This window comes from Ruegeria sp. CL6 (assembly GCF_056536465.1).
Map to the genome: position 1 here is coordinate 667,573 of NZ_JBQFPR010000001.1, position 16,940 is coordinate 684,512.

The 16,940-nt window shown below is 57.9% G+C and carries 17 protein-coding genes, 1 tRNA gene and 1 riboswitch; of the genes, 9 read left to right on the forward strand and 9 right to left on the reverse strand.

Features of this window, described 5'->3' with window-relative positions; all coding sequences use genetic code 11:
- Nucleotides 1-9: 9 nt before the first annotated feature.
- Genes ACR0LH_RS03330 through ACR0LH_RS03340 form a run of 3 tightly spaced genes read right to left on the reverse strand, consistent with a single transcriptional unit; the run spans nt 10 to nt 2,683 of the window.
- Complete coding sequence (locus ACR0LH_RS03330; protein ID WP_170382455.1) at nt 10-1,329, reverse strand: TRAP transporter large permease subunit; 1,320 nt, start codon at nt 1,327-1,329, stop codon at nt 10-12.
- Nucleotides 1,326-1,898 (reverse strand): TRAP transporter small permease subunit, encoded by a 573-nt coding sequence (locus ACR0LH_RS03335; protein ID WP_480719679.1) that lies wholly within the window; start codon nt 1,896-1,898, stop codon nt 1,326-1,328. Before ACR0LH_RS03335 ends, ACR0LH_RS03330 begins: the two co-directional genes overlap by 4 nt.
- Before the next feature lie 8 nt (nt 1,899-1,906).
- Nucleotides 1,907-2,683 (reverse strand): N-formylglutamate amidohydrolase, encoded by a 777-nt coding sequence (locus ACR0LH_RS03340; RefSeq protein WP_480719680.1) that lies wholly within the window; start codon nt 2,681-2,683, stop codon nt 1,907-1,909.
- 134 nt (nt 2,684-2,817) lie between these two features.
- Between ACR0LH_RS03340 and ACR0LH_RS03345 the strand changes: the two genes are divergently transcribed.
- Nucleotides 2,818-3,687, forward strand: a complete 870-nt coding sequence (locus ACR0LH_RS03345) for a MurR/RpiR family transcriptional regulator (RefSeq protein WP_480693154.1) — start codon at nt 2,818-2,820, stop codon at nt 3,685-3,687.
- Nucleotides 3,688-4,525: 838 nt separating this feature from the next.
- On the opposite strand, the gene ACR0LH_RS03350 is transcribed toward ACR0LH_RS03345, so the two are convergent.
- Nucleotides 4,526-5,200: a TIGR04283 family arsenosugar biosynthesis glycosyltransferase gene (locus ACR0LH_RS03350; RefSeq protein WP_480719681.1), complete on the reverse strand. Its 675-nt coding sequence runs from the start codon at nt 5,198-5,200 to the stop codon at nt 4,526-4,528.
- 72 nt (nt 5,201-5,272) lie between these two features.
- Here ACR0LH_RS03350 and ygfZ point away from each other — a divergent pair, with 72 nt between their 5' ends.
- Nucleotides 5,273-6,010, forward strand: a complete 738-nt coding sequence (gene ygfZ, locus ACR0LH_RS03355; RefSeq protein ID WP_480719682.1) for a CAF17-like 4Fe-4S cluster assembly/insertion protein YgfZ — start codon at nt 5,273-5,275, stop codon at nt 6,008-6,010.
- Between the two features lie 104 nt (nt 6,011-6,114).
- Nucleotides 6,115-7,059, forward strand: coding sequence for an ABC transporter transmembrane domain-containing protein (locus tag ACR0LH_RS03360; protein ID WP_170486393.1), 945 nt, complete (start codon nt 6,115-6,117; stop codon nt 7,057-7,059).
- 56 nt (nt 7,060-7,115) lie between these two features.
- Here the strand turns inward: ACR0LH_RS03360 and efp are convergent, their stop codons facing one another.
- Nucleotides 7,116-7,679, reverse strand: a complete 564-nt coding sequence (gene efp / locus ACR0LH_RS03365) for an elongation factor P (protein WP_170325421.1) — start codon at nt 7,677-7,679, stop codon at nt 7,116-7,118.
- A gap of 218 nt (nt 7,680-7,897) precedes the next feature.
- On the opposite strand from efp, the gene ACR0LH_RS03370 reads away from it, so the two are divergent.
- Nucleotides 7,898-8,218 carry a DUF6280 family protein gene (locus ACR0LH_RS03370; RefSeq protein WP_037310273.1) on the forward strand — a complete coding sequence of 107 codons (321 nt, stop codon included), beginning with the start codon at nt 7,898-7,900 and terminating at the stop codon, nt 8,216-8,218.
- 183 nt (nt 8,219-8,401) lie between these two features.
- Entirely contained in the window at nt 8,402-9,859 is a 1,458-nt protein-coding gene (locus ACR0LH_RS03375) for a cobyric acid synthase (protein ID WP_480719683.1), read from the forward strand.
- 3 nt (nt 9,860-9,862) lie between these two features.
- On the opposite strand, the gene ACR0LH_RS03380 is transcribed toward ACR0LH_RS03375, so the two are convergent.
- The 3 genes from ACR0LH_RS03380 to ACR0LH_RS03390 form a co-directional block, all read right to left on the reverse strand.
- The gene (locus ACR0LH_RS03380; RefSeq protein ID WP_480719684.1) at nt 9,863-10,591 is read right to left on the reverse strand and encodes a hypothetical protein; all 729 of its coding nucleotides are present in this window, start codon (nt 10,589-10,591) and stop codon (nt 9,863-9,865) included.
- Between the two features lie 74 nt (nt 10,592-10,665).
- Nucleotides 10,666-12,084: a TolC family outer membrane protein gene (locus ACR0LH_RS03385; RefSeq protein WP_170382435.1), complete on the reverse strand. Its 1,419-nt coding sequence runs from the start codon at nt 12,082-12,084 to the stop codon at nt 10,666-10,668.
- A gap of 95 nt (nt 12,085-12,179) precedes the next feature.
- On the reverse strand, nt 12,180-12,833 hold the full coding sequence (locus ACR0LH_RS03390) for a protein-L-isoaspartate O-methyltransferase family protein (RefSeq protein WP_480719685.1): 654 nt from the start codon (nt 12,831-12,833) through the stop codon (nt 12,180-12,182).
- Nucleotides 12,834-13,060: 227 nt separating this feature from the next.
- Between ACR0LH_RS03390 and ACR0LH_RS03395 the strand changes: the two genes are divergently transcribed.
- Nucleotides 13,061-13,134, forward strand: a tRNA-Cys gene (locus tag ACR0LH_RS03395).
- A 45-nt stretch (nt 13,135-13,179) separates the two neighbouring features.
- On the opposite strand, the gene ACR0LH_RS03400 is transcribed toward ACR0LH_RS03395, so the two are convergent.
- Nucleotides 13,180-14,136, reverse strand: coding sequence for an NAD(P)-dependent oxidoreductase (locus ACR0LH_RS03400; RefSeq protein ID WP_480719686.1), 957 nt, complete (start codon nt 14,134-14,136; stop codon nt 13,180-13,182).
- Nucleotides 14,137-14,236: 100 nt separating this feature from the next.
- Between ACR0LH_RS03400 and ACR0LH_RS03405 the strand changes: the two genes are divergently transcribed.
- From ACR0LH_RS03405 to cobW, 3 genes are all read left to right on the forward strand, one after another.
- On the forward strand, nt 14,237-15,121 hold the full coding sequence (locus tag ACR0LH_RS03405) for a LysR substrate-binding domain-containing protein (RefSeq protein WP_480719687.1): 885 nt from the start codon (nt 14,237-14,239) through the stop codon (nt 15,119-15,121).
- A gap of 72 nt (nt 15,122-15,193) precedes the next feature.
- Nucleotides 15,194-15,400, forward strand: a riboswitch (cobalamin riboswitch).
- 94 nt (nt 15,401-15,494) lie between these two features.
- Nucleotides 15,495-15,875: a DUF1636 domain-containing protein gene (locus tag ACR0LH_RS03410; RefSeq protein WP_170382407.1), complete on the forward strand. Its 381-nt coding sequence runs from the start codon at nt 15,495-15,497 to the stop codon at nt 15,873-15,875.
- The gene (gene cobW, locus ACR0LH_RS03415) at nt 15,872-16,927 is read left to right on the forward strand and encodes a cobalamin biosynthesis protein CobW (protein ID WP_480719688.1); all 1,056 of its coding nucleotides are present in this window, start codon (nt 15,872-15,874) and stop codon (nt 16,925-16,927) included. The genes ACR0LH_RS03410 and cobW overlap by 4 nt, the downstream gene beginning before the upstream one ends.
- The last annotated feature ends 13 nt before the right edge of the window (nt 16,928-16,940 follow it).

The window sequence follows — 16,940 nt, forward strand, 5'->3', positions numbered from 1 at the left end:
GCATTCTTGTTAATTTCCATAGACATATCCGGGCAGCCACAGGGCGATCTCCGGGAAAATCATGATGATCGTCAGCGCCAGTACCATCACCGCGACAAACGGAAAGATCGAGCTGTAGATGTCGCGCAACGTGATCTCGGGCGGGGCCATGGCGCGCATCAGGAACAGATTATAGCCGAAAGGCGGCGTCATATAAGCGATCTGGGTGGTGATCGTGTACAGCACCCCGTACCAGATCAGATCAAAACCCAACGCACCCACCAGCGGCACATACAGCGGCGCCACGATGACCAGCATCGCCGTGTCGTCCAGAAACGTGCCCATGACGATAAAGCTGAGCTGCATCAGGATCAGGATCATCCACGGCGACAAGCCCAGTTGATCGGTGAACAGGTTGTCGATGGCTTTCACCGCGCCCAACCCATCGAACACCGCGCCAAAGCCAAGGGCGGCCAGAATGATCCACATGAACATGCACGAGATTGCCAGCGTCTGCTTGGTGCAATCCTCGAAAATCTTCCACGTCATGCGACGTTTGACGACTGAAACGACCAAAGCTGTCAGCGCTCCGATGGCCGAGCTTTCAACCAGCGAGGTCCAGCCATTCACAAACGGCACCATCATCGCCGCAAAGATGATCAGCGGCAGTGCGCCCGCGCCCAAAAGCCTGATTTTCTCAGCCCGTGGCACCTCGTGCGCGTCTTCCATCGCGGGGCCAAGCTCGGGCTGAATGCGGCAGCGGATCCAGATATAGAGGATGAACAGGCTTGCCATCAGCAGGCCCGGAACGATCCCCGCCAGCCACAACTGCCCCACCGGTTGCCGCGCAATCATCGCATAGAGCACCAGCACCACAGAGGGCGGCACAAGGATGCCCAGACTGGACCCAGCCTGAATGACGCCCGTGACCATCGTCTTGTCATAGCCCCGCCGCAGCAACTCCGGCAGTGCAATGGTCGCGCCAATGGCCATCCCCGCCACGCTGAGCCCGTTCATGGCCGAGACCAGAACCATCAAGCCAATCGTCCCAATCGCCAGCCCGCCATTTACCGGCCCCATCCAGACATGGAACATACGATAAAGGTCATCCGCCAGACGACTTTCCGACAGCACATAGCCCATGAAGATGAACATCGGCAGGGTCAGCAGCGGATACCATTTCATCAGCTTCATCGCGGCCGAGAATGTGATGTCCTGTCCGCCCGTCCCCCACAGGGCCAGCGCAGCGACAGTAGCAACCGCGCCGATCGCGCCAAAGACGCGCTGACCTGTGAACAGCATCAGCATCATCGACGCGAACATGAAAATGGCGATGTATTCCTGGCTCATGCCCGACGAACCCCGATTTCCTGCCCGTTGATCCGAGCTATGTCTTTGAAAAATTCCGATATCGCCTGTAGCAGCATCAGGAAGAAGCCGAACACCATGATCGCCTTGACGGGCCAGATATAAGGTCGCCACGCGGTGGACGAGCGTTCAAGCCGCCCGATCTCTTCGCTGCCGGTCAGAAGGCCGGTGAAATACGACACCGGCGCGTCGCCCCAATAGCCCAAACTATAGGCCGTTGATCCCAGCCCGCCGTAAAACAGCACGCCCAGATACAAGATCAGCAACAGCACGGTGAAGGCGTCGAACCACGCTTTCCTTTTGTGGCTCCAGTTGTGATAGAACAGGTCCATCCGCACGTTCGACCCCAGTTGGATCGAATATGGCCCACCCATGATGTAGTAGGTAACCATCGCGAACTGCGCCATTTCCAATGTCCACAGAGACGGCAGGAAGAAGGTTTTCGAGATCGAGGACCAGAGCAGAATGCCCATCATCACGAAAAGGCCCCACATCATGACCCGCCCGATCCGGTAGTTGATCGCATCGACAACGCGGACATATGAGCTCATGACCCGGATCACATCGCCACCTTCTTATTGATGCCCGACAAGACACCTGCAATCCACGGCACCAGAGTGTCGGCCACAGCCGATTGCTGTTCAGGCGTTTCAATCAGGTCGTTGCGGATTTCGATCATCACGTTCAGCAACCCGCGCGGCAAAGCCTGCGCGTCGAGAGTATGCGCCACACCATCGGCGGCCGAGTAAGGCTCGTTCAGGCGGGTGACATAGGGGTTTTGGGCTGACTGTTGAGCCATCATTGCGGCGGCAAACCGGTCATCCTCTCCGTGCAGAATGCCCAGTTCGACCTTGCGTTTTTCGCCAAGATAAACGGGTGTGAAACTGTGAACCGTGACCATCATCTCCAGCGAACCCCGGTACTGGTCCAACACATCCGACAGTGTTTTACGGAAAGGCTCGTAGACACCCTCAATGCGCGCTGTACGCTCTTTTGGCGTCAAGTCCGCATTGGCCGGAATGTCCCAGTCTTCGCTGCGCACCGGCATGGCCCCGGCTGCCTCGGGCGGGCGGTTGCAGTCGTAAACCAGACGCGAAACGCCACCATAGACCAAGGGGGCCGACATGCGAGCAGCCATCAGTTTAGCCACGGCTAATGCGCCGGGATCCCACGCGATATGGCTTTGCAACGCGTCCTGCCCCAATCCCATATCGCCAAGAAATGCTGGGATTCGATTGGACGCGTGCTCACAGACCAGCACCACCGAAGGCGTGTCGTCTGCCAAATCCGTGTGAACGACTGTTCCGAAGTCCAATTTACCGCCCTGCGATTCCATGTGTGATCGTTGCGGAAAAATTTCCACACTCAACAAACACCTGTCAATAATTTTCCTGTATAATTTTTCCCACGCTTGATCTTGATGAAAAATTATTCACATTATACCCCTAGCACATGCAGGAGGAATTTTTAGTGCGGGTGACAGACAGGCTGCTGGCTCATCGGGACAAGATGACCCCATCGGAACGGCAACTGGTCAGTGTTCTGCTGGACGACTACCCCATGGCCGGGCTTGGCAGTATCACCGAACTAGCCAGCGCAGCCTCGGTTTCGACCACGACAGTTGCGCGGATGCTGCAGAAAACCGGGTTCGACGGCTATCCGCAGTTTCAGGCCGCCCTGCGCGGCGAGGTGAAAGAGATGATCTCGGGGCCCGTCGCCAAGCGCGACGTCTGGCAGAATGACCTGCCCGAAGAACACATCCTGAATCGCTATTCTCAGCAATCCCTCGCCAATCAGAAGCGCACGATAGACGAAGTTGACCCCGAGGAATTCGATAGCTTTTGCAACCTGTTATCGGACCCGAACCGACGGATTTTCATCACCGGGGGGCGCATCACGGGCACGTTGGCGCAGTACCTTTATCTGCACTTACAAATGATCCGACCCGACGTCCGGCTACTGCCGGTCGCGGCCTCTTGGACGCATGACCTGCTGGATGTGCGCAAGAATGACGTTCTGGTTGCGCTGGACGTGCGCAGGTATGAGAACTCGACCATGCTGATCGGACAGTTGTGTCAGGAACGCGAGGCCGAGATCGTGCTGTTTACCGACCAGTGGCGCTCGCCCATTCACCGGTTCGCCAGACACACTTTTGCGGCCCGGATCGCGGTGCCCTCGGCCTGGGACTCGATGGCTTCGATCCTTGCGCTGATGGAATGCGCCATCGCTGAGGTGCAGGAACGGCTCTGGGACTCGGTCAAGGAACGCACCGACGAATTGGAGCAAGCCTTTGACCGCACAAAGTTGTTTCGGAAATTCGGCCAAAGCTCTGGCTCGTGATGTCTGGTCCGACAAAGAGAACAACAGCCCGTGAGGAGTGTTGCCACGTCGTGAACGCACCGTCACTTTGTATGCATGACGTTTATTGCCGACAATCAACTGCCCCTGTTGATCCTGTTCTTTCTGATTGGATCGGTTGGAACCGGATTTCTGTTCCGTAAACCGGCAGGTCACCGCGCGTGGAAACTGGCCGATCTCGTTTGGGTCGTGCTTGGCGGGATCGGTGCCTTGGTCGCGGTTCTTGCGGGTTTGTACACGTCCGACAGTTCACGACTGGACCGGCAGATTGACGTGGCTTATGCCGCAACGCTGGCGTTTGACCGGGATGCCGCTCGGTTCCGGCTGCGCTTCTGCGACCCGGCCTATGATAAGGATATCGGGGTTCTATGCGAAAAGGTCGAGTTTCTGTCCGCGTCCACGGCCAGCAACGCAGAACTTCCTCTGTTCATTGCCGTTACCAACGAAGTTGCGCCGCTACAGGGTCTTCACTTCTTGTTTGGGCAAAGCGCACGGGACGAGCAGGACGACATGCGTGCGATGGCCTCCAAGGTCGAATCCTTCGACATAGATCAGTTTCTGGTCTTCACATCGCTGGACGACAAAACTCAGGCCGCTATCGATAATATGCGCCGCAAAGTTCCGGCAATCGCCGGGGACTATGTTATTCTCGCCCAAAGCTATGACGATCTTGTCGCGCAAGTCGGAAAGCTAAAGGACGAATGGGAATACCTTCAGGCCAACGCGCATATTCTGGTTTTGCAGATCATCGCATTATGCCTGGTAAGCTTTGCTGCCCCGTTTCGGCTGGGTAAATCCATTGTCGAGCTGCGCACGACCTTCATCGCCGATACGACCGCGCCAGCCTCTCGGGGTCGGCCCCAAAAAAATACCGAGTCAGAGTCCACAGATTCCGCGCACCCCGACGCATCCAACCCGACCTCTGATAGCGATCCGCACTCGTGAATGCATGGACAGGCAAGACTGTGACGCCTCTCAGACGCAAGGTAAGGGCCACGTCCTCCATCAAGGATTGGTCCGGGTAGCCGCCTGCTGCTGCATAAGCTCGTCTATGGACCAAAAGACCCTGATCGCCATATGGCAGCCGAAATAGACGACTGCGCATATTGGCCCAGCCCGCCACCCATGCAGGCGCAAACCCGGCAGCACGGAAGGCAAGTCGAAAGGTCGCCGGGTCGCCCGTGCGCAGATGATCGCCAACGGCTTTGCTCCAGCCTTCTTGCAAAACGGTATCCGCGTGCAGAACCAGTAGCCATTCGCCTGCCGCCATCTCGCACCCCCGCCGCAACTGCCCCCCGCGCGACGCAGCCCCGGCCACGATCTCGGCCCCGGCTTCGTCAGCGATTTCAAGGGTTTTGTCGGTCGAGCCGCCGTCTGAAACGATCAATTCCCGGATTAGACCGGCGTGCAACCCTTCCATCAGTGCCTGCAGCGTTTCAGGCAGAGTGTCCGCCGCGTTCAGCGTGGGAATGACGATACTAATCAACGCTGGCATGATTGAAACCCTCTGGTCTTGGCGGCGTGAACTCCTATATCACGAGGCCAAAGGAAAAGACGAGGACGTAACATGCCCAATCGCCGCATCCTGCGCTTTGGCGGCGCCGACACTGACAGCTTCCTGCAAGGGCTGGTGACAAATGACATAGCCGGGCTTGAGGCTGGGATCGTCTATGCCGCTTTGCTGACGCCGCAGGGCAAATATCTGGCGGATTTCTTTCTTGTGCGTGACGGTGACTCTGTGTTGCTGGACGTGGCCGAAGAACTGGCGGACGGGCTTACCAAACGGTTGGGTATGTACAAGCTGAGGGCCGACGTCACGATTGAGCATAGCGGCCTGAACCTTCAACGCGGCACAGGTCCGGCCCCGCAAGGTGCCCTGCCCGACCCCCGTCATCCTGATATGGGCTGGAGAGCGTATTCCGCCGACCCCGAAGGCGACGACGGAACGGATTGGGACGCAATCCGCGTGCGGCACTGTATTCCCGAAACCGCGATCGAATTGACGCCCGACAGCTATATCCTTGAATCCGGCTTCGAGGCGTTAAACGGCGTCGACTTTAAAAAAGGCTGCTATGTCGGGCAGGAAGTCACCGCGCGGATGAAGCACAAGACCGAACTGCGCAAGGGTCTGCGCAGAGTTCGGGTCGACGGCACTGCACCGGTCGGCGCGGAAATTCTGGCCGACGGGAAACCGGCAGGCACCCTGTTTACGCAGTCCAACGGAAAGGCGATCGCCTATCTGCGGCTGGACCGAGCCAAAGGCAATCTGCAAGCCCAAGGTGCCACGGTCACTCTGGACCCCTAGTTGTTGCCAATCCAGCACGTCCGCCGGATCAGTTGCCTCGCCACGGTTTGATCAGCTTCAAGGCGCTGTCACACTGACTGCGGCCCTAAGAACCGGATGTGCAAATGTTTCAACTGTATAGAGCGATCTGGCGTGCCAGTGCCGGACGCCAGATTATCCTCATTGTCCTGTCCATTGCGATCGCAGGGCTGGCCGCTGTGCCGTTGGAATTTCAGCGCGACATCATCAACCATCTGACCGAAGACAACGTCGATACAGAACGCCTGATCTATCTTGGCAGCGGTATGATGTCCGTGATCCTTCTCAGCCTGGTGCTGAAATGGGTGCTGGGCTATCGCGCCGGAACCCTGGGTGAGGACATGATCCGCATGATCCGCCAAAGACTGCTGTTGCGGTCCTCTGATCTGGGCGAAAATGGCGAAACTGTACGCAAAGGCACCATGACGACCGCCATTTCAGCCGAGGCCGAGGAACTTGGCAAGTTCGCGGGCGGTGCGTTTTCGGATCCCGTGGTGCAAATCGGCACCCTGATCAGCGTGATCGGCTATATTTCATCAACGCAACCGGGCTTGGGATTGATTGCCTTTTCGATGATCGTGCCGCAGATCGTCATCGTGTTGATATCACAGCGCAAAGTGAATGTTTTTGTGGCCGAGCGCGTCCGCATCCTGCGCAGCGCAACAGACAGGCTCACGACCGACGACATTGACGCGGTGGCCCGTGACGTCGAAGCGCAGTTCGATGAAATCTATAACACGCGCCGCCGGATGTTCATCTGGAAGCTCTCGGCCAAATTCCTGCTTAGCGTCATCAACGGTGCCGGCACCGTAGGTATTCTGATGCTGGGCGGGTACCTTGTTTTACAGGGCAAGACTGATGTCGGCACGGTGGTTGCCGCGACCAGCGGGCTGGGCCGCATACAGGGGCCAACGGCCTTTCTGATTGCCTTCTACAGACAAGTCAGCGCCAACCGCATCAAGTATGAGCTGATGCTAGAGCTGTTTGGCCCCAATCCCGAGAAATACCGGTATATAAAGGATCGCAAATAAAAAGCCCGCACAGCGCATGCCGTTGCGGTCTTTAATATCTCCGGGTGCGCGGTCAGTTACGCGCGTTCGGAATATTCCATGGTTTCGGTGTTGACCACGATCATCTCGTCCTGGCCGATGAACGGCGGAACCATGACCTTGACACCATTGTCCAGAATGGCCGGTTTGAACGAATTCGCCGCGGTTTGGCCTTTGACGACCGGCTCTGTCTCGACGATTTTGCAGGTCACTTTCTGGGGCAGAGTCGCGTTCAGCGCCTCGGATTCATAGAATTCGACCACAATTGTCATGCCGTCCTGCAGAAACGGGCGGCGTTCGCCCAGCAGTTCTGCGGGCAATTCGATCTGTTCGTAAGTCTCAGAGTCCATGAACACCAGCATGCCGTCGGATTCGTACAGGAACTGCTGATCTTTCTGCTCAAGACGCACGCGCTCAACTTTATCCGCCGAGCGGAACCGTTCGTTCAGCTTCGAGCCGTTGCGCAGATTTCGCAGCTCGACCTGGGCAAAAGCTCCGCCTTTACCGGGCTTTACGTGATCGACTTTTACGGCAGCCCACAGCCCGTCATTATGCTCAAGCACGTTGCCGGGGCGAATTTCGTTCCCATTTATCTTGGGCATAACATAAATCCTTCACAAAAGGTTGATGCGTCAGTTGTGGTCCCTATATCTGGCGTGGCTGCACCTGGCAAGACAACGAAACCTTGTGCTGCAGCTGCAGCAAGCCATGCGAATGACGCAACGCAACTATGCATATTAGGTGTATCCGAATCGCACTTAATCGGTCATAAGGACCGTCACGCCGAAAATGCAAGAGCAAGAACAACAAGGAAGACGAGATGAGAGATTTCGTTGACGGCACAGCCTTTAACAATGAGCAAGGCAACCGTGCTCGTAAACTATTCGCGGCCGTTGTGTTGGCTGCACTTGATGATGCCATCGCCGACGACAAAAAGTACGGCAATGGCCCCGAACAGATCGCTCGTTGGGCACGCTCACGCGATGGCCGCGAGGTATTGTCGTGCGCGGGCATTGACCCCAATGAACGCGTTGTCAGCGGACTGATGGAGTTCGTCGGACGCGGGGTACGCACCTCGGTCGCGCTGTCGCGCGAAGAGAGTGAGCGCCGCAACGCTGCGCAGCAGGCCGAAGCAGCCTGATCCAGACTTCTGTTCCAATGAAAAAGCGCGCTTCTTAATCAGGAGCGCGCTTTTCATTTGGCATGATCGTCTAGTGCGAACAGGCCGCGTCTTGGGTCAAAAGATGCGCTTGACCGTTCATCCGGGGCTTTTCCTCTGGCCACAAATCAGGTCATGTGCCCGACAGGTTGAAGGAGACTCGGCATGGTTCGCGCCATTATGATTCAGGGCACCGGCAGCAATGTCGGCAAGTCGGTTTTGGTGGCAGGGCTGGCGCGCGCCTATACGCGGCGCGGGCTGCGGGTGGCTCCTTTCAAACCGCAGAACATGTCGAACAACGCGGCTGTGACCGAAAACGGTGGTGAGATCGGACGGGCGCAGGCGCTACAGGCTCGGGCCGCCAAGCGCGCCCCGCATACAGACATGAACCCGATCCTGCTAAAACCTGAAACGGATACTGGCGCGCAGATAATCGTGCATGGAAAACGTGCGGGTACGATGAAGGCGGGGGACTACCGCAAAGATAAGTCCAAACTGCTGGACGCGACGCTAGAGAGTTTTGACAGGCTGTGCGCGGATTCCGATCTGCTGTTGATCGAAGGCGCTGGCAGCCCGGCCGAGACCAACTTACGAAACGGTGACATCGCCAATATGGGCTTTGCTTGCGCCGCAGGCGTTCCGGTCGTTCTGGTCGGGGATATACACCGTGGCGGAGTGATCGCTCAGATCGTTGGCACCCAAGCTGTGCTGGACGAAGGCGACCTAGCGATGATCCGGGGGTTTGCTGTTAATCGGTTCAAGGGGGATGTTTCCCTGTTCGACGACGGTCGCGATGATATCGCCGCGCGAACGGGGTGGCCGTGCCTGGGCGTCGTTCCGTGGTTCCACGATGCCTGGAAATTACCCGCCGAGGACATGATGGACATCAGGTCGCACAGCGGAGGCACCTGCAAGGTCGTGGTGCCGCAACTGGAACGCATGGCCAATTTCGACGATCTCGACCCATTATCGGCCGAGCCTGGCCTGACCGTGGAAATCGTGCCTGCCGGTCGCCCCCTGCCGGGAGACGCCGATCTCGTGCTGCTGCCAGGCAGTAAGTCTACAATCGGGGATCTGACCTTTTTCCGTGCGCAGGGATGGGACATCGACCTCTATGCTCATGTCCGGCGCGGAGGGCATGTGCTGGGCTTGTGCGGTGGCTATCAAATGCTTGGAAATACGATCGCTGATCCCAACGGCGTGGATGGTCGTCCCGGCACGGTTCCGGGCTTGGGTTTGCTGGATGTGGACACGGTCATGTCCAACGAAAAGCAGGTGACACTGCGCCAAGCGCAGGCGCTTCCGGGCCACGAGCCGGTCTCGGGCTATGAAATTCACATGGGAAAAACCCAAGGTGCCGATTGTACCCGCGCATGGCTTGAGATCGAAGGTCGCCCCGAAGGTGCCGCAGACAAAACTGGACGCATTCGAGGCAGCTATTTGCACGGGATATTTTCGTCGGACTCCTTCAGGGCCAGCTACCTGTCACAGCTCGGAGCGGTATCGAACCTGAGCTATGAAGACGGGGTAGAAGAAACGCTGGACGCGCTTGCGGACCATTTGGAACAACACATGGATCTGGATTGCCTGCTGGAACTGGCACGGACACCCACGCGCGCGTAAAGGTCAGTCCGGCTTATATTCCGCCAGCGCCCTGTAAATCTCACGGCGCACCATCTTGCGAACGTTGCGGGTAATACGCTCACCCAACACGCCCTGCAATTCCTCGCGTACGACCTGCGCGATCAGTTGGCGCAGCGCAGCCTCGTCTTGCGCCGGAATTTCCGCTGGTGCTGCGGCTGAGACTGCGGCGGCGGCAGCCGTCACTTCGGGATCGCGAATAAAGGTTGCCTTGGACTCTAGGTCTTCGGGTTCTTGGCCGGCTGTCGCTTCGCTTTCGTCGGCAGAGGGTTCATCTTCAGCGTTCCACTCTAACGAGATTGTCCGCGTTCCCGAATAGTCGTCTTCGCTGTCACCATCGGGCTCCCACTGATCTTCGGTCCGCGCGATTGCAGCCTCAAGCGCCTCAATCTTTGCACTCAAACTATCAGCGGGATCTTTGCTGGGAGATTCCTCAGATGCTTGGTCTTTTTGGTCGACAATGTCCGAGGCGCGCAGAAGCATGGGTTTAGCCGCAGCGTTGGCCGACCCCTTCGCCTCAGTCCCGGATTGAGATTGTTCTGGACCCTCAGGCGTTTCACTGACGCGCAAGGCGTCCGTCAGCACCAGTCGGCCGGGGCGTCGCGCTAACGAAGTCGGAACCAGATCAGGGATTTTCCGACCTTCTTCCCCGACCAGACGTTTGATAGAGGACAAAACGTCCTCTACGCTCCCGTTTGCGACTTTATCCGTCATTCCGCACTACCACTCTGTCCTCAGAATCGAGTGTAGCCAAACACTTCGGACCTCACAACAGTCAGAGTCGCCCCTTAGTCGCGACGCAACGCCTTGAGAACGCGATCCAAGTCCTTGCTCTGCTTGCTGACCTGCGCCGGTGCGCGCTTGACCAGATTGTAGTACAGCGTCGGGTCGTAGATTTGCACAGCCAGACCCAGACGTTCGGCCGTCAGCAGACCCTGCGCCTGCAGCAAATCATAGGCCGCACGTGACCGCTCTGTGCGCGATCCAACCTCGGTCAACTGCGCGTTCAGCAAGTCCTGCTGAGCGTTCAGGACGTCCAGCGTGGTCCGAGCGCCCAATGTCGCTTCTTCCCGGATACCGTCAAACGCAACCTGCGAGGCGCGGACCTGCTCGGTCGATGCTCTCAGGCTAGCGGTCGCTGCTTGGAAACGCGCATAGGCGTCGGCAACGCCCTGCGTGATGTCTTTCTGCACGTTCAACAGGTTCGCGCGCGAGGCATCACGGGTTGCCATGGACCGCCGTACGTTCGCCGCCAGACGGCCGCCAGCATAGATCGGCTGGTTGAAGTTCAACGAGATGGACGCATCTTCAAGGTTATCGTCGTTGTCATAGCTTTCACGGATACCCGCGTCTGCGTTCAGGCTCACGTTCGGGCCAAGGTTTGCACGCTGCTGCTGAACCGCCAGGTCAAAAGCCCGGACTTCGTGCTGAGCGGACAGGATTGCAGGGTGGTTGCGCTGTGCCAGCGCAATCGCTTCCGACTCAGAAGCCGGAAGGTTGGGCAAGCTCGGCTGACCCGCAGTCGCCCCCGGCGATTTGCCGACAGCGTTCACATATTCCGCCTGAGCCCTGCTCAGGTTACCGCGGGCAATCGCGAGTTCCGCCTGAGCACTGGCAAGCTGCGCTTCGGACAGCGCCACGTCAGTGCGCGTCACCTCGCCCACGTCGAACCGGTCCTGAGACGCCCGAAGTTCTTCGGCAGACACATCGACGTCATTAAGCTGAATCTGAACTGTTTCTTCCTGAAGAACGACTTCCAAATAGGCGTTCACAGCGCGGAAAAGCACAAGTTGTTCAATATCAATCAGGTTTTGCCGGGTGGACAGAACGATTTCCTGTGCCGCCTGCTTGCCCAGGATTGCGAAGCCGCCATCGTAGATCAACTGACTCAGCGTAAGGCCGGTGAAAAAGGTCGAGGGCTCGTCCCTCACGACCACGTCGTTTACATTCGAGCGCGTGTAATCCTGACTAACCTGCACGGTCCAGTTGATGATCGGCCGCAGCGCAGACAGGGCAATGGCCACATCTTCGTCCGCTGCACGCAACAGCGCCCGGTTCTGCTCAAGCAGCCCGCTTGTGTTGTACGCGCCAATGAAAGCATCGGTCAGGTTGTCGGCCCAAGCCGCCCGCCCCGGAACAACGCTGAGTGCGATACCAGCCGTCAACGCCAAAGCCTTGACCAGCTTACCTCCCGACTTAGAACTCATTACGAAATCCTCTCAAATCAAAATTACGCAGCCCTACGTGTAGTTTGCGCCTTTGTTTTCAACTAATCAAGGCGGCAGAATAATCTGTCTGCAAATTATAGCGAAAATGCACGTTCCGCGGAAAATGCCTGCAGTATCGGCGCGTTGGCGTTAAACGCATGGCGCCAAGTCACGCGACCACCGGATTTATGACCGATCCGCACAGTCCCCAGCTCACCCTCCATGAAAAGGCAAGCGATGCGCCCATGCTCTTTAAGCTGGTCAATCAGTGCATCTGGCACTTGCTCTACACCGCCTTGGACCATGATCACGTCATAAGGGCCATGTTCGGTCGCGCCTTGCTCAAGGGGACCGACATGCACGATAGCGTTGTCCGCGTCCGCTTCCATAAGGAGCGTTTGGGATTCTGCTGCCAGATCCTCATCCTCCTCGACAGCCACGACCAACTGAGCCATGCGCGCCGCTACGGCGGTCGAGTAGCCGATCGCCGACCCCACGTCGAGAACCACTTCTTCGTTTGAAATATTAAGCGCGTCCAACATCTTAGCCAGAGTGCGAGGCTCCAGCATGCTACGCCCGCCACCAAGGTCGATCAATCCCTCGACATATGCGGCCTCTCGCTGGGCATCCGGTACAAAGTTTTCCCTTTTCACGTTCAACATCGCGTCGATGATGGGGAACTTCGTTACATCGGAAGGCCGGATTTGCGTATCAACCATCGTGCGGCGCCGGGCTGCGAAATCTGTCATTGGATCGCTCTTACTATTCCCTTGGATTACCGGCTTTTGCCATATCGCGGCTGAACCGGCAACGGCCAGACGACGAAACTTTTGCCGCAGAACAGGAAATCTTTGCAATGAGCTAAGGATGCTGGCGCTCAAGGCGTGGAATTTTGAGTGCAACCCTCTGGACGCCCCAGACGAAAGCTGTTAAAACGCCTGTCACACCACGGCAAGTATTTGATTTTACTTGAAAAGGCGAGTTGGCGGAGTGGTGACGCAGCGGATTGCAAATCCGTGTACACCGGTTCGATTCCGGTACTCGCCTCCATCTCCTCAATATGACCACAAAATTCCCGCGCCGCGCCGAATTGCGTCATTCGGCCCCACGACCCGTCGGGACTACCTCATAGCCGGGTTCTTCCGGCTCATCGTCTTCCATTTCAACGGGAAACCCGGGGGCGGTGATGTCTAGACCCGTCGCGTCCTCAAGACGGCGAATAATGTTGGGAGAGAGCTCTCGGTCGCCGTAACGCGCTATTCCATCGTCAAAAATGCGCATCATCAGCGGGTTCATTTCCAGCGGGACACCCGCGCGGTCTGCGACCTCTTGAAACAGGCCAATGTCCTTTTTCACAAGATCCATGGTGAACGAAATATCCCTTGAACCGTTCAGGATGACCTGGCTTTCGGTCTCATGAACGAATGAGGTCCCCGAGGAGATCTTGATCGCTTCGTATGTCGTATTCAGGTCCATCCCCGCAGCCTTGGCCGTTACCAACGCTTCGGCGCAGGTAATCAGATTCGCCGTTGCAAGGTAATTTGTCAGGACTTTCAACACTGACGCGGACCCCAGATCCCCGGTATGTAGAATACGCCTGCCCATTGTTGTCAGGAACGGCAATATGCGCTCGAAAGTCTGTCGGTCACATCCCGCGAAGATCGAGATATTGCCCGTTGCCGCGCGATGACACCCACCTGAGACCGGGCAATCAACGGCAGCCCCTCCGCGGTCCATGACCAGTGCGCCCAGACGCTTTACCTCGGCTTCGTCTGTCGTGGACATCTCCATCCATATCTTTCCCGGCCTAACCTCGGGCAACATGTCCTGCATCACAGCGTCCGAAGCGGCAGGAGACGGCAGACACGTGATCACGGCATCGCAATCGCGCATCATTTGCGCCGGGCCTTCGGCGGCCTGCGCGCCTTTGGCGACAAATTCGGAAACCAGATCCGAGCTTAGGTCATGGACGACCAGATCAACGCCGTTTCGCAAAAGCGAGCCTGATAGCTTCGCGCCGACATTGCCCAATCCGATAAAGCCCACTTTCATAGCGATTCCTCCCGATAGATTCACCCCGACTATCCTTGTTGCGAAACACGAACTGAAACGAATAATAATCGGCTTTATGACATGAATTTTTTGGTGATAAATGGATCGTGTTCCCAACCTCGTATGGCTGCGCAGCTTTGAATCCGCGGCACGGCACTTGAATTTCACGACAACGGCGCGTGAACTTGGGCTGACCCAGACCGCCGTATCGCTGCATATCCGGTCTCTGGAAGCTGAGCTGGGCCAGCAACTGTTCACCAGAAAAGCGCGGCGGCTGGACCTGACCGAACTGGGCCAGTCCTATTCTCTGACTGTCAGACGTGCGCTGGCCGATATCTCGCTGTCTACCAACAGTCTGTTCGGTCCAACATCGCGCCAGACATTGACGGTAAGGGCTGCGATCTCAACGGCGACATATTGGATCGCCGCCGAGTTGCCAGATTTCTGCGCACGGCACTCAGGTACTCCTGTCCGCCTTGTGTCACATATCTGGAATGACAACCTCGCTCCTGATGACGTGGATGTTGAAATCAGGTTGGGATACGGGGACTGGCCGGGTGTGACATCGGAAAAGCTGACCGAGGAAAGGCTGGTTCCCGTAAAGCGCGCAGGCGGGGCGCTGTCAAAGCTGAAAGACCTGCAATCCGGCCCCCTGATCCACATCCTTGGATACGAGGACAATTGGGCACGTTATTTTGAAGCGACCGGGCTGGCGCATCCCAGCATGCCGCCGCTGTATTCTGCCGACACCTCTGTCGCCGCGCTGCAACTGGTGATGGCCGGAGCGGGTTATGCGACGATATTGGAGCGTTTTGCCAGAAACGCCATTGCCCAGGGCGCGCCCATTGAACTGGCCGGACCCGCGATTCCCTTTGCGCAATCGCACTACCTGATCTGCGGGCCAGAAGAACCTCATCCCTCGGCGGCGGTCGGGCTGTTTCGTGCCTGGCTGCGTGAAAGGGTGGCAGAACATGCCGCTGACTGACATTGGCTGGTCGCTTTTCTAACCTAGAGGATTTCATACCGTCCGCCACGCTTGACAAGCCCCCCACCCGTGCCGCATGTCCGATCCGTTGGTGTCCTCGATAGAGGATGAAAAGGGAATGTGTCAGCGGATCTTCCGTAAAACACAGCCGCCCCCGCGACCGTGACCGGAGAGGGTGCCCAAAGCCACTGGCCGAAAGGCCGGGAAGGCGGGACATCCGACAGAGGCCCGCCTCTGACATCCGCAAGCCGGGAGACCTGCCAGCACCCGAAGATGTAACCGGACGGGGTGTTCCGGTGTCGGGCCCATGTCGCAACACGTGGCCCGCATGAGACCCCGTCCCCCACAAAGAGGATTTGGGGGGATGAGAGACATGACCGAGACCGCTCCGGTCGAACTGCTGGTCTGCACCACCTGCCGACGGGGTCTGCCTGTCGAGGATGACGCGCAGCGGCCTGGCGCTTTGCTGCACAAAGCTCTTGAGCAAGCCGAACTGCCAGAGGGCGTGACCCTGAAAGCGGTGGAGTGCCTGTCGAATTGCGATCAGGGATGCTCGATCGTTTTGCGCGGCGGGCCGGATCGCTGGACGTTCGTGTATGAACACCTCAATGAAAGCGATCACGTCGAAACCATCGTCGAAGGCGCGACCAAGTACCTTGCGACCGAAGACGGCCTGGTCAAATGGCGCGAGCGCCCTGAACATTTCCGCAAAAACTGCGCAGCCCGCATTCCCCCGATTGGAGCCCTGAAATGAGCAATCTTGAGAAACTTCCTGTCACCGTGATCACCGGCTTTCTGGGCTCGGGCAAGACCACGTTGGTGCGTCATCTGATGCAGAACCCACAGGGCAAGCGTCTGGCCATCGTGGTCAACGAATTCGGCGATGTGGGTGTGGATGGAGACATCCTGAAGTCCTGCGCTATTCCTGATTGTCCGGCGGAAAACATCATGGAACTGGCGAACGGCTGCATTTGCTGCACCGTGGCCGATGATTTCATCCCCACGATCGAGGCGCTGATGGCGCTTGAGCCGCGTCCAGATCACATCCTGATCGAAACATCCGGTTTGGCGCTGCCGAAGCCGCTGCTGAAGGCGTTCGACTGGCCCGATCTCCGCTCGAAAATCACTGTCGATGGCGTGATCGCTCTGGCCGATGCCGAGGCCGTCGCCGCCGGTCGCTTTGCCCCCAATGTCGAGGCGGTGGATGCCCAGCGCATGGCCGACGATTCCATCGACCACGAAACGCCTCTGTCCGAGGTGTTCGAGGATCAGATTTCCTGCGCCGATATCATCCTGCTGACCAAGCCCGATCTGGCCGGTCCCGAGGGCGTCGCCAAAGCCAAAGAGATCATCGCAGCCGAAGCCCCGCGCCCTCTGCCCGTGGTTGAGGTCGCCGAAGGCGTGGTGGACGTGCGCGTCGTGTTGGGCCTTGAGGCCGCCGCCGAGGATGACATGGACGCCCGCCCCAGCCATCATGACGGCCACCACGATCACGAGCATGACGATTTTGAAAGCATCATCGTCGAACTGCCCGAGCAAACCGACCCCCTCGATCTGGTTGCCAAGATCGAACGACTGGCCAAGGAACTGAATATCCTGCGCGTCAAAGGCTATGCGGCCGTTCAGGGCAAACCGATGCGCCTGCTGGTTCAGGCCGTGGGTGCGCGCGTGCGTCATCAGTATGACCGCCCGTGGGAACCCGGCGAGGATCGCTGCTCACGTCTGGTGGTGATCGCCGAACATGACGACATCAAAGAGGCTGAAATCCGCGATATCCTCGTGGGGGTCACCGAGGCCGCCGAGTAAGCACAGGGTAAAC

Bases quoted from the DNA above. Each gene is read 5' to 3' on its own strand.
- ACR0LH_RS03330 (WP_170382455.1), bottom strand. From the start codon at position 1,329: ATGAGCCAGGAATACATCGCCATTTTCATGTTCGCGTCGATGATGCTG.
- ACR0LH_RS03335 (WP_480719679.1), bottom strand. From the start codon at position 1,898: ATGAGCTCATATGTCCGCGTTGTCGATGCGATCAACTACCGGATCGGG.
- ACR0LH_RS03340 (WP_480719680.1), bottom strand. From the start codon at position 2,683: ATGGAATCGCAGGGCGGTAAATTGGACTTCGGAACAGTCGTTCACACG.
- ACR0LH_RS03350 (WP_480719681.1), bottom strand. From the start codon at position 5,200: ATGCCAGCGTTGATTAGTATCGTCATTCCCACGCTGAACGCGGCGGAC.
- ygfZ (WP_480719682.1), top strand. From the start codon at position 5,273: ATGCCCAATCGCCGCATCCTGCGCTTTGGCGGCGCCGACACTGACAGC.
- ACR0LH_RS03360 (WP_170486393.1), top strand. From the start codon at position 6,115: ATGTTTCAACTGTATAGAGCGATCTGGCGTGCCAGTGCCGGACGCCAG.
- efp (WP_170325421.1), bottom strand. From the start codon at position 7,679: ATGCCCAAGATAAATGGGAACGAAATTCGCCCCGGCAACGTGCTTGAG.
- ACR0LH_RS03370 (WP_037310273.1), top strand. From the start codon at position 7,898: ATGAGAGATTTCGTTGACGGCACAGCCTTTAACAATGAGCAAGGCAAC.
- ACR0LH_RS03375 (WP_480719683.1), top strand. From the start codon at position 8,402: ATGGTTCGCGCCATTATGATTCAGGGCACCGGCAGCAATGTCGGCAAG.
- ACR0LH_RS03380 (WP_480719684.1), bottom strand. From the start codon at position 10,591: ATGACGGATAAAGTCGCAAACGGGAGCGTAGAGGACGTTTTGTCCTCT.
- ACR0LH_RS03385 (WP_170382435.1), bottom strand. From the start codon at position 12,084: ATGAGTTCTAAGTCGGGAGGTAAGCTGGTCAAGGCTTTGGCGTTGACG.
- ACR0LH_RS03390 (WP_480719685.1), bottom strand. From the start codon at position 12,833: ATGACAGATTTCGCAGCCCGGCGCCGCACGATGGTTGATACGCAAATC.
- ACR0LH_RS03400 (WP_480719686.1), bottom strand. From the start codon at position 14,136: ATGAAAGTGGGCTTTATCGGATTGGGCAATGTCGGCGCGAAGCTATCA.
- ACR0LH_RS03405 (WP_480719687.1), top strand. From the start codon at position 14,237: ATGGATCGTGTTCCCAACCTCGTATGGCTGCGCAGCTTTGAATCCGCG.
- ACR0LH_RS03410 (WP_170382407.1), top strand. From the start codon at position 15,495: ATGACCGAGACCGCTCCGGTCGAACTGCTGGTCTGCACCACCTGCCGA.
- cobW (WP_480719688.1), top strand. From the start codon at position 15,872: ATGAGCAATCTTGAGAAACTTCCTGTCACCGTGATCACCGGCTTTCTG.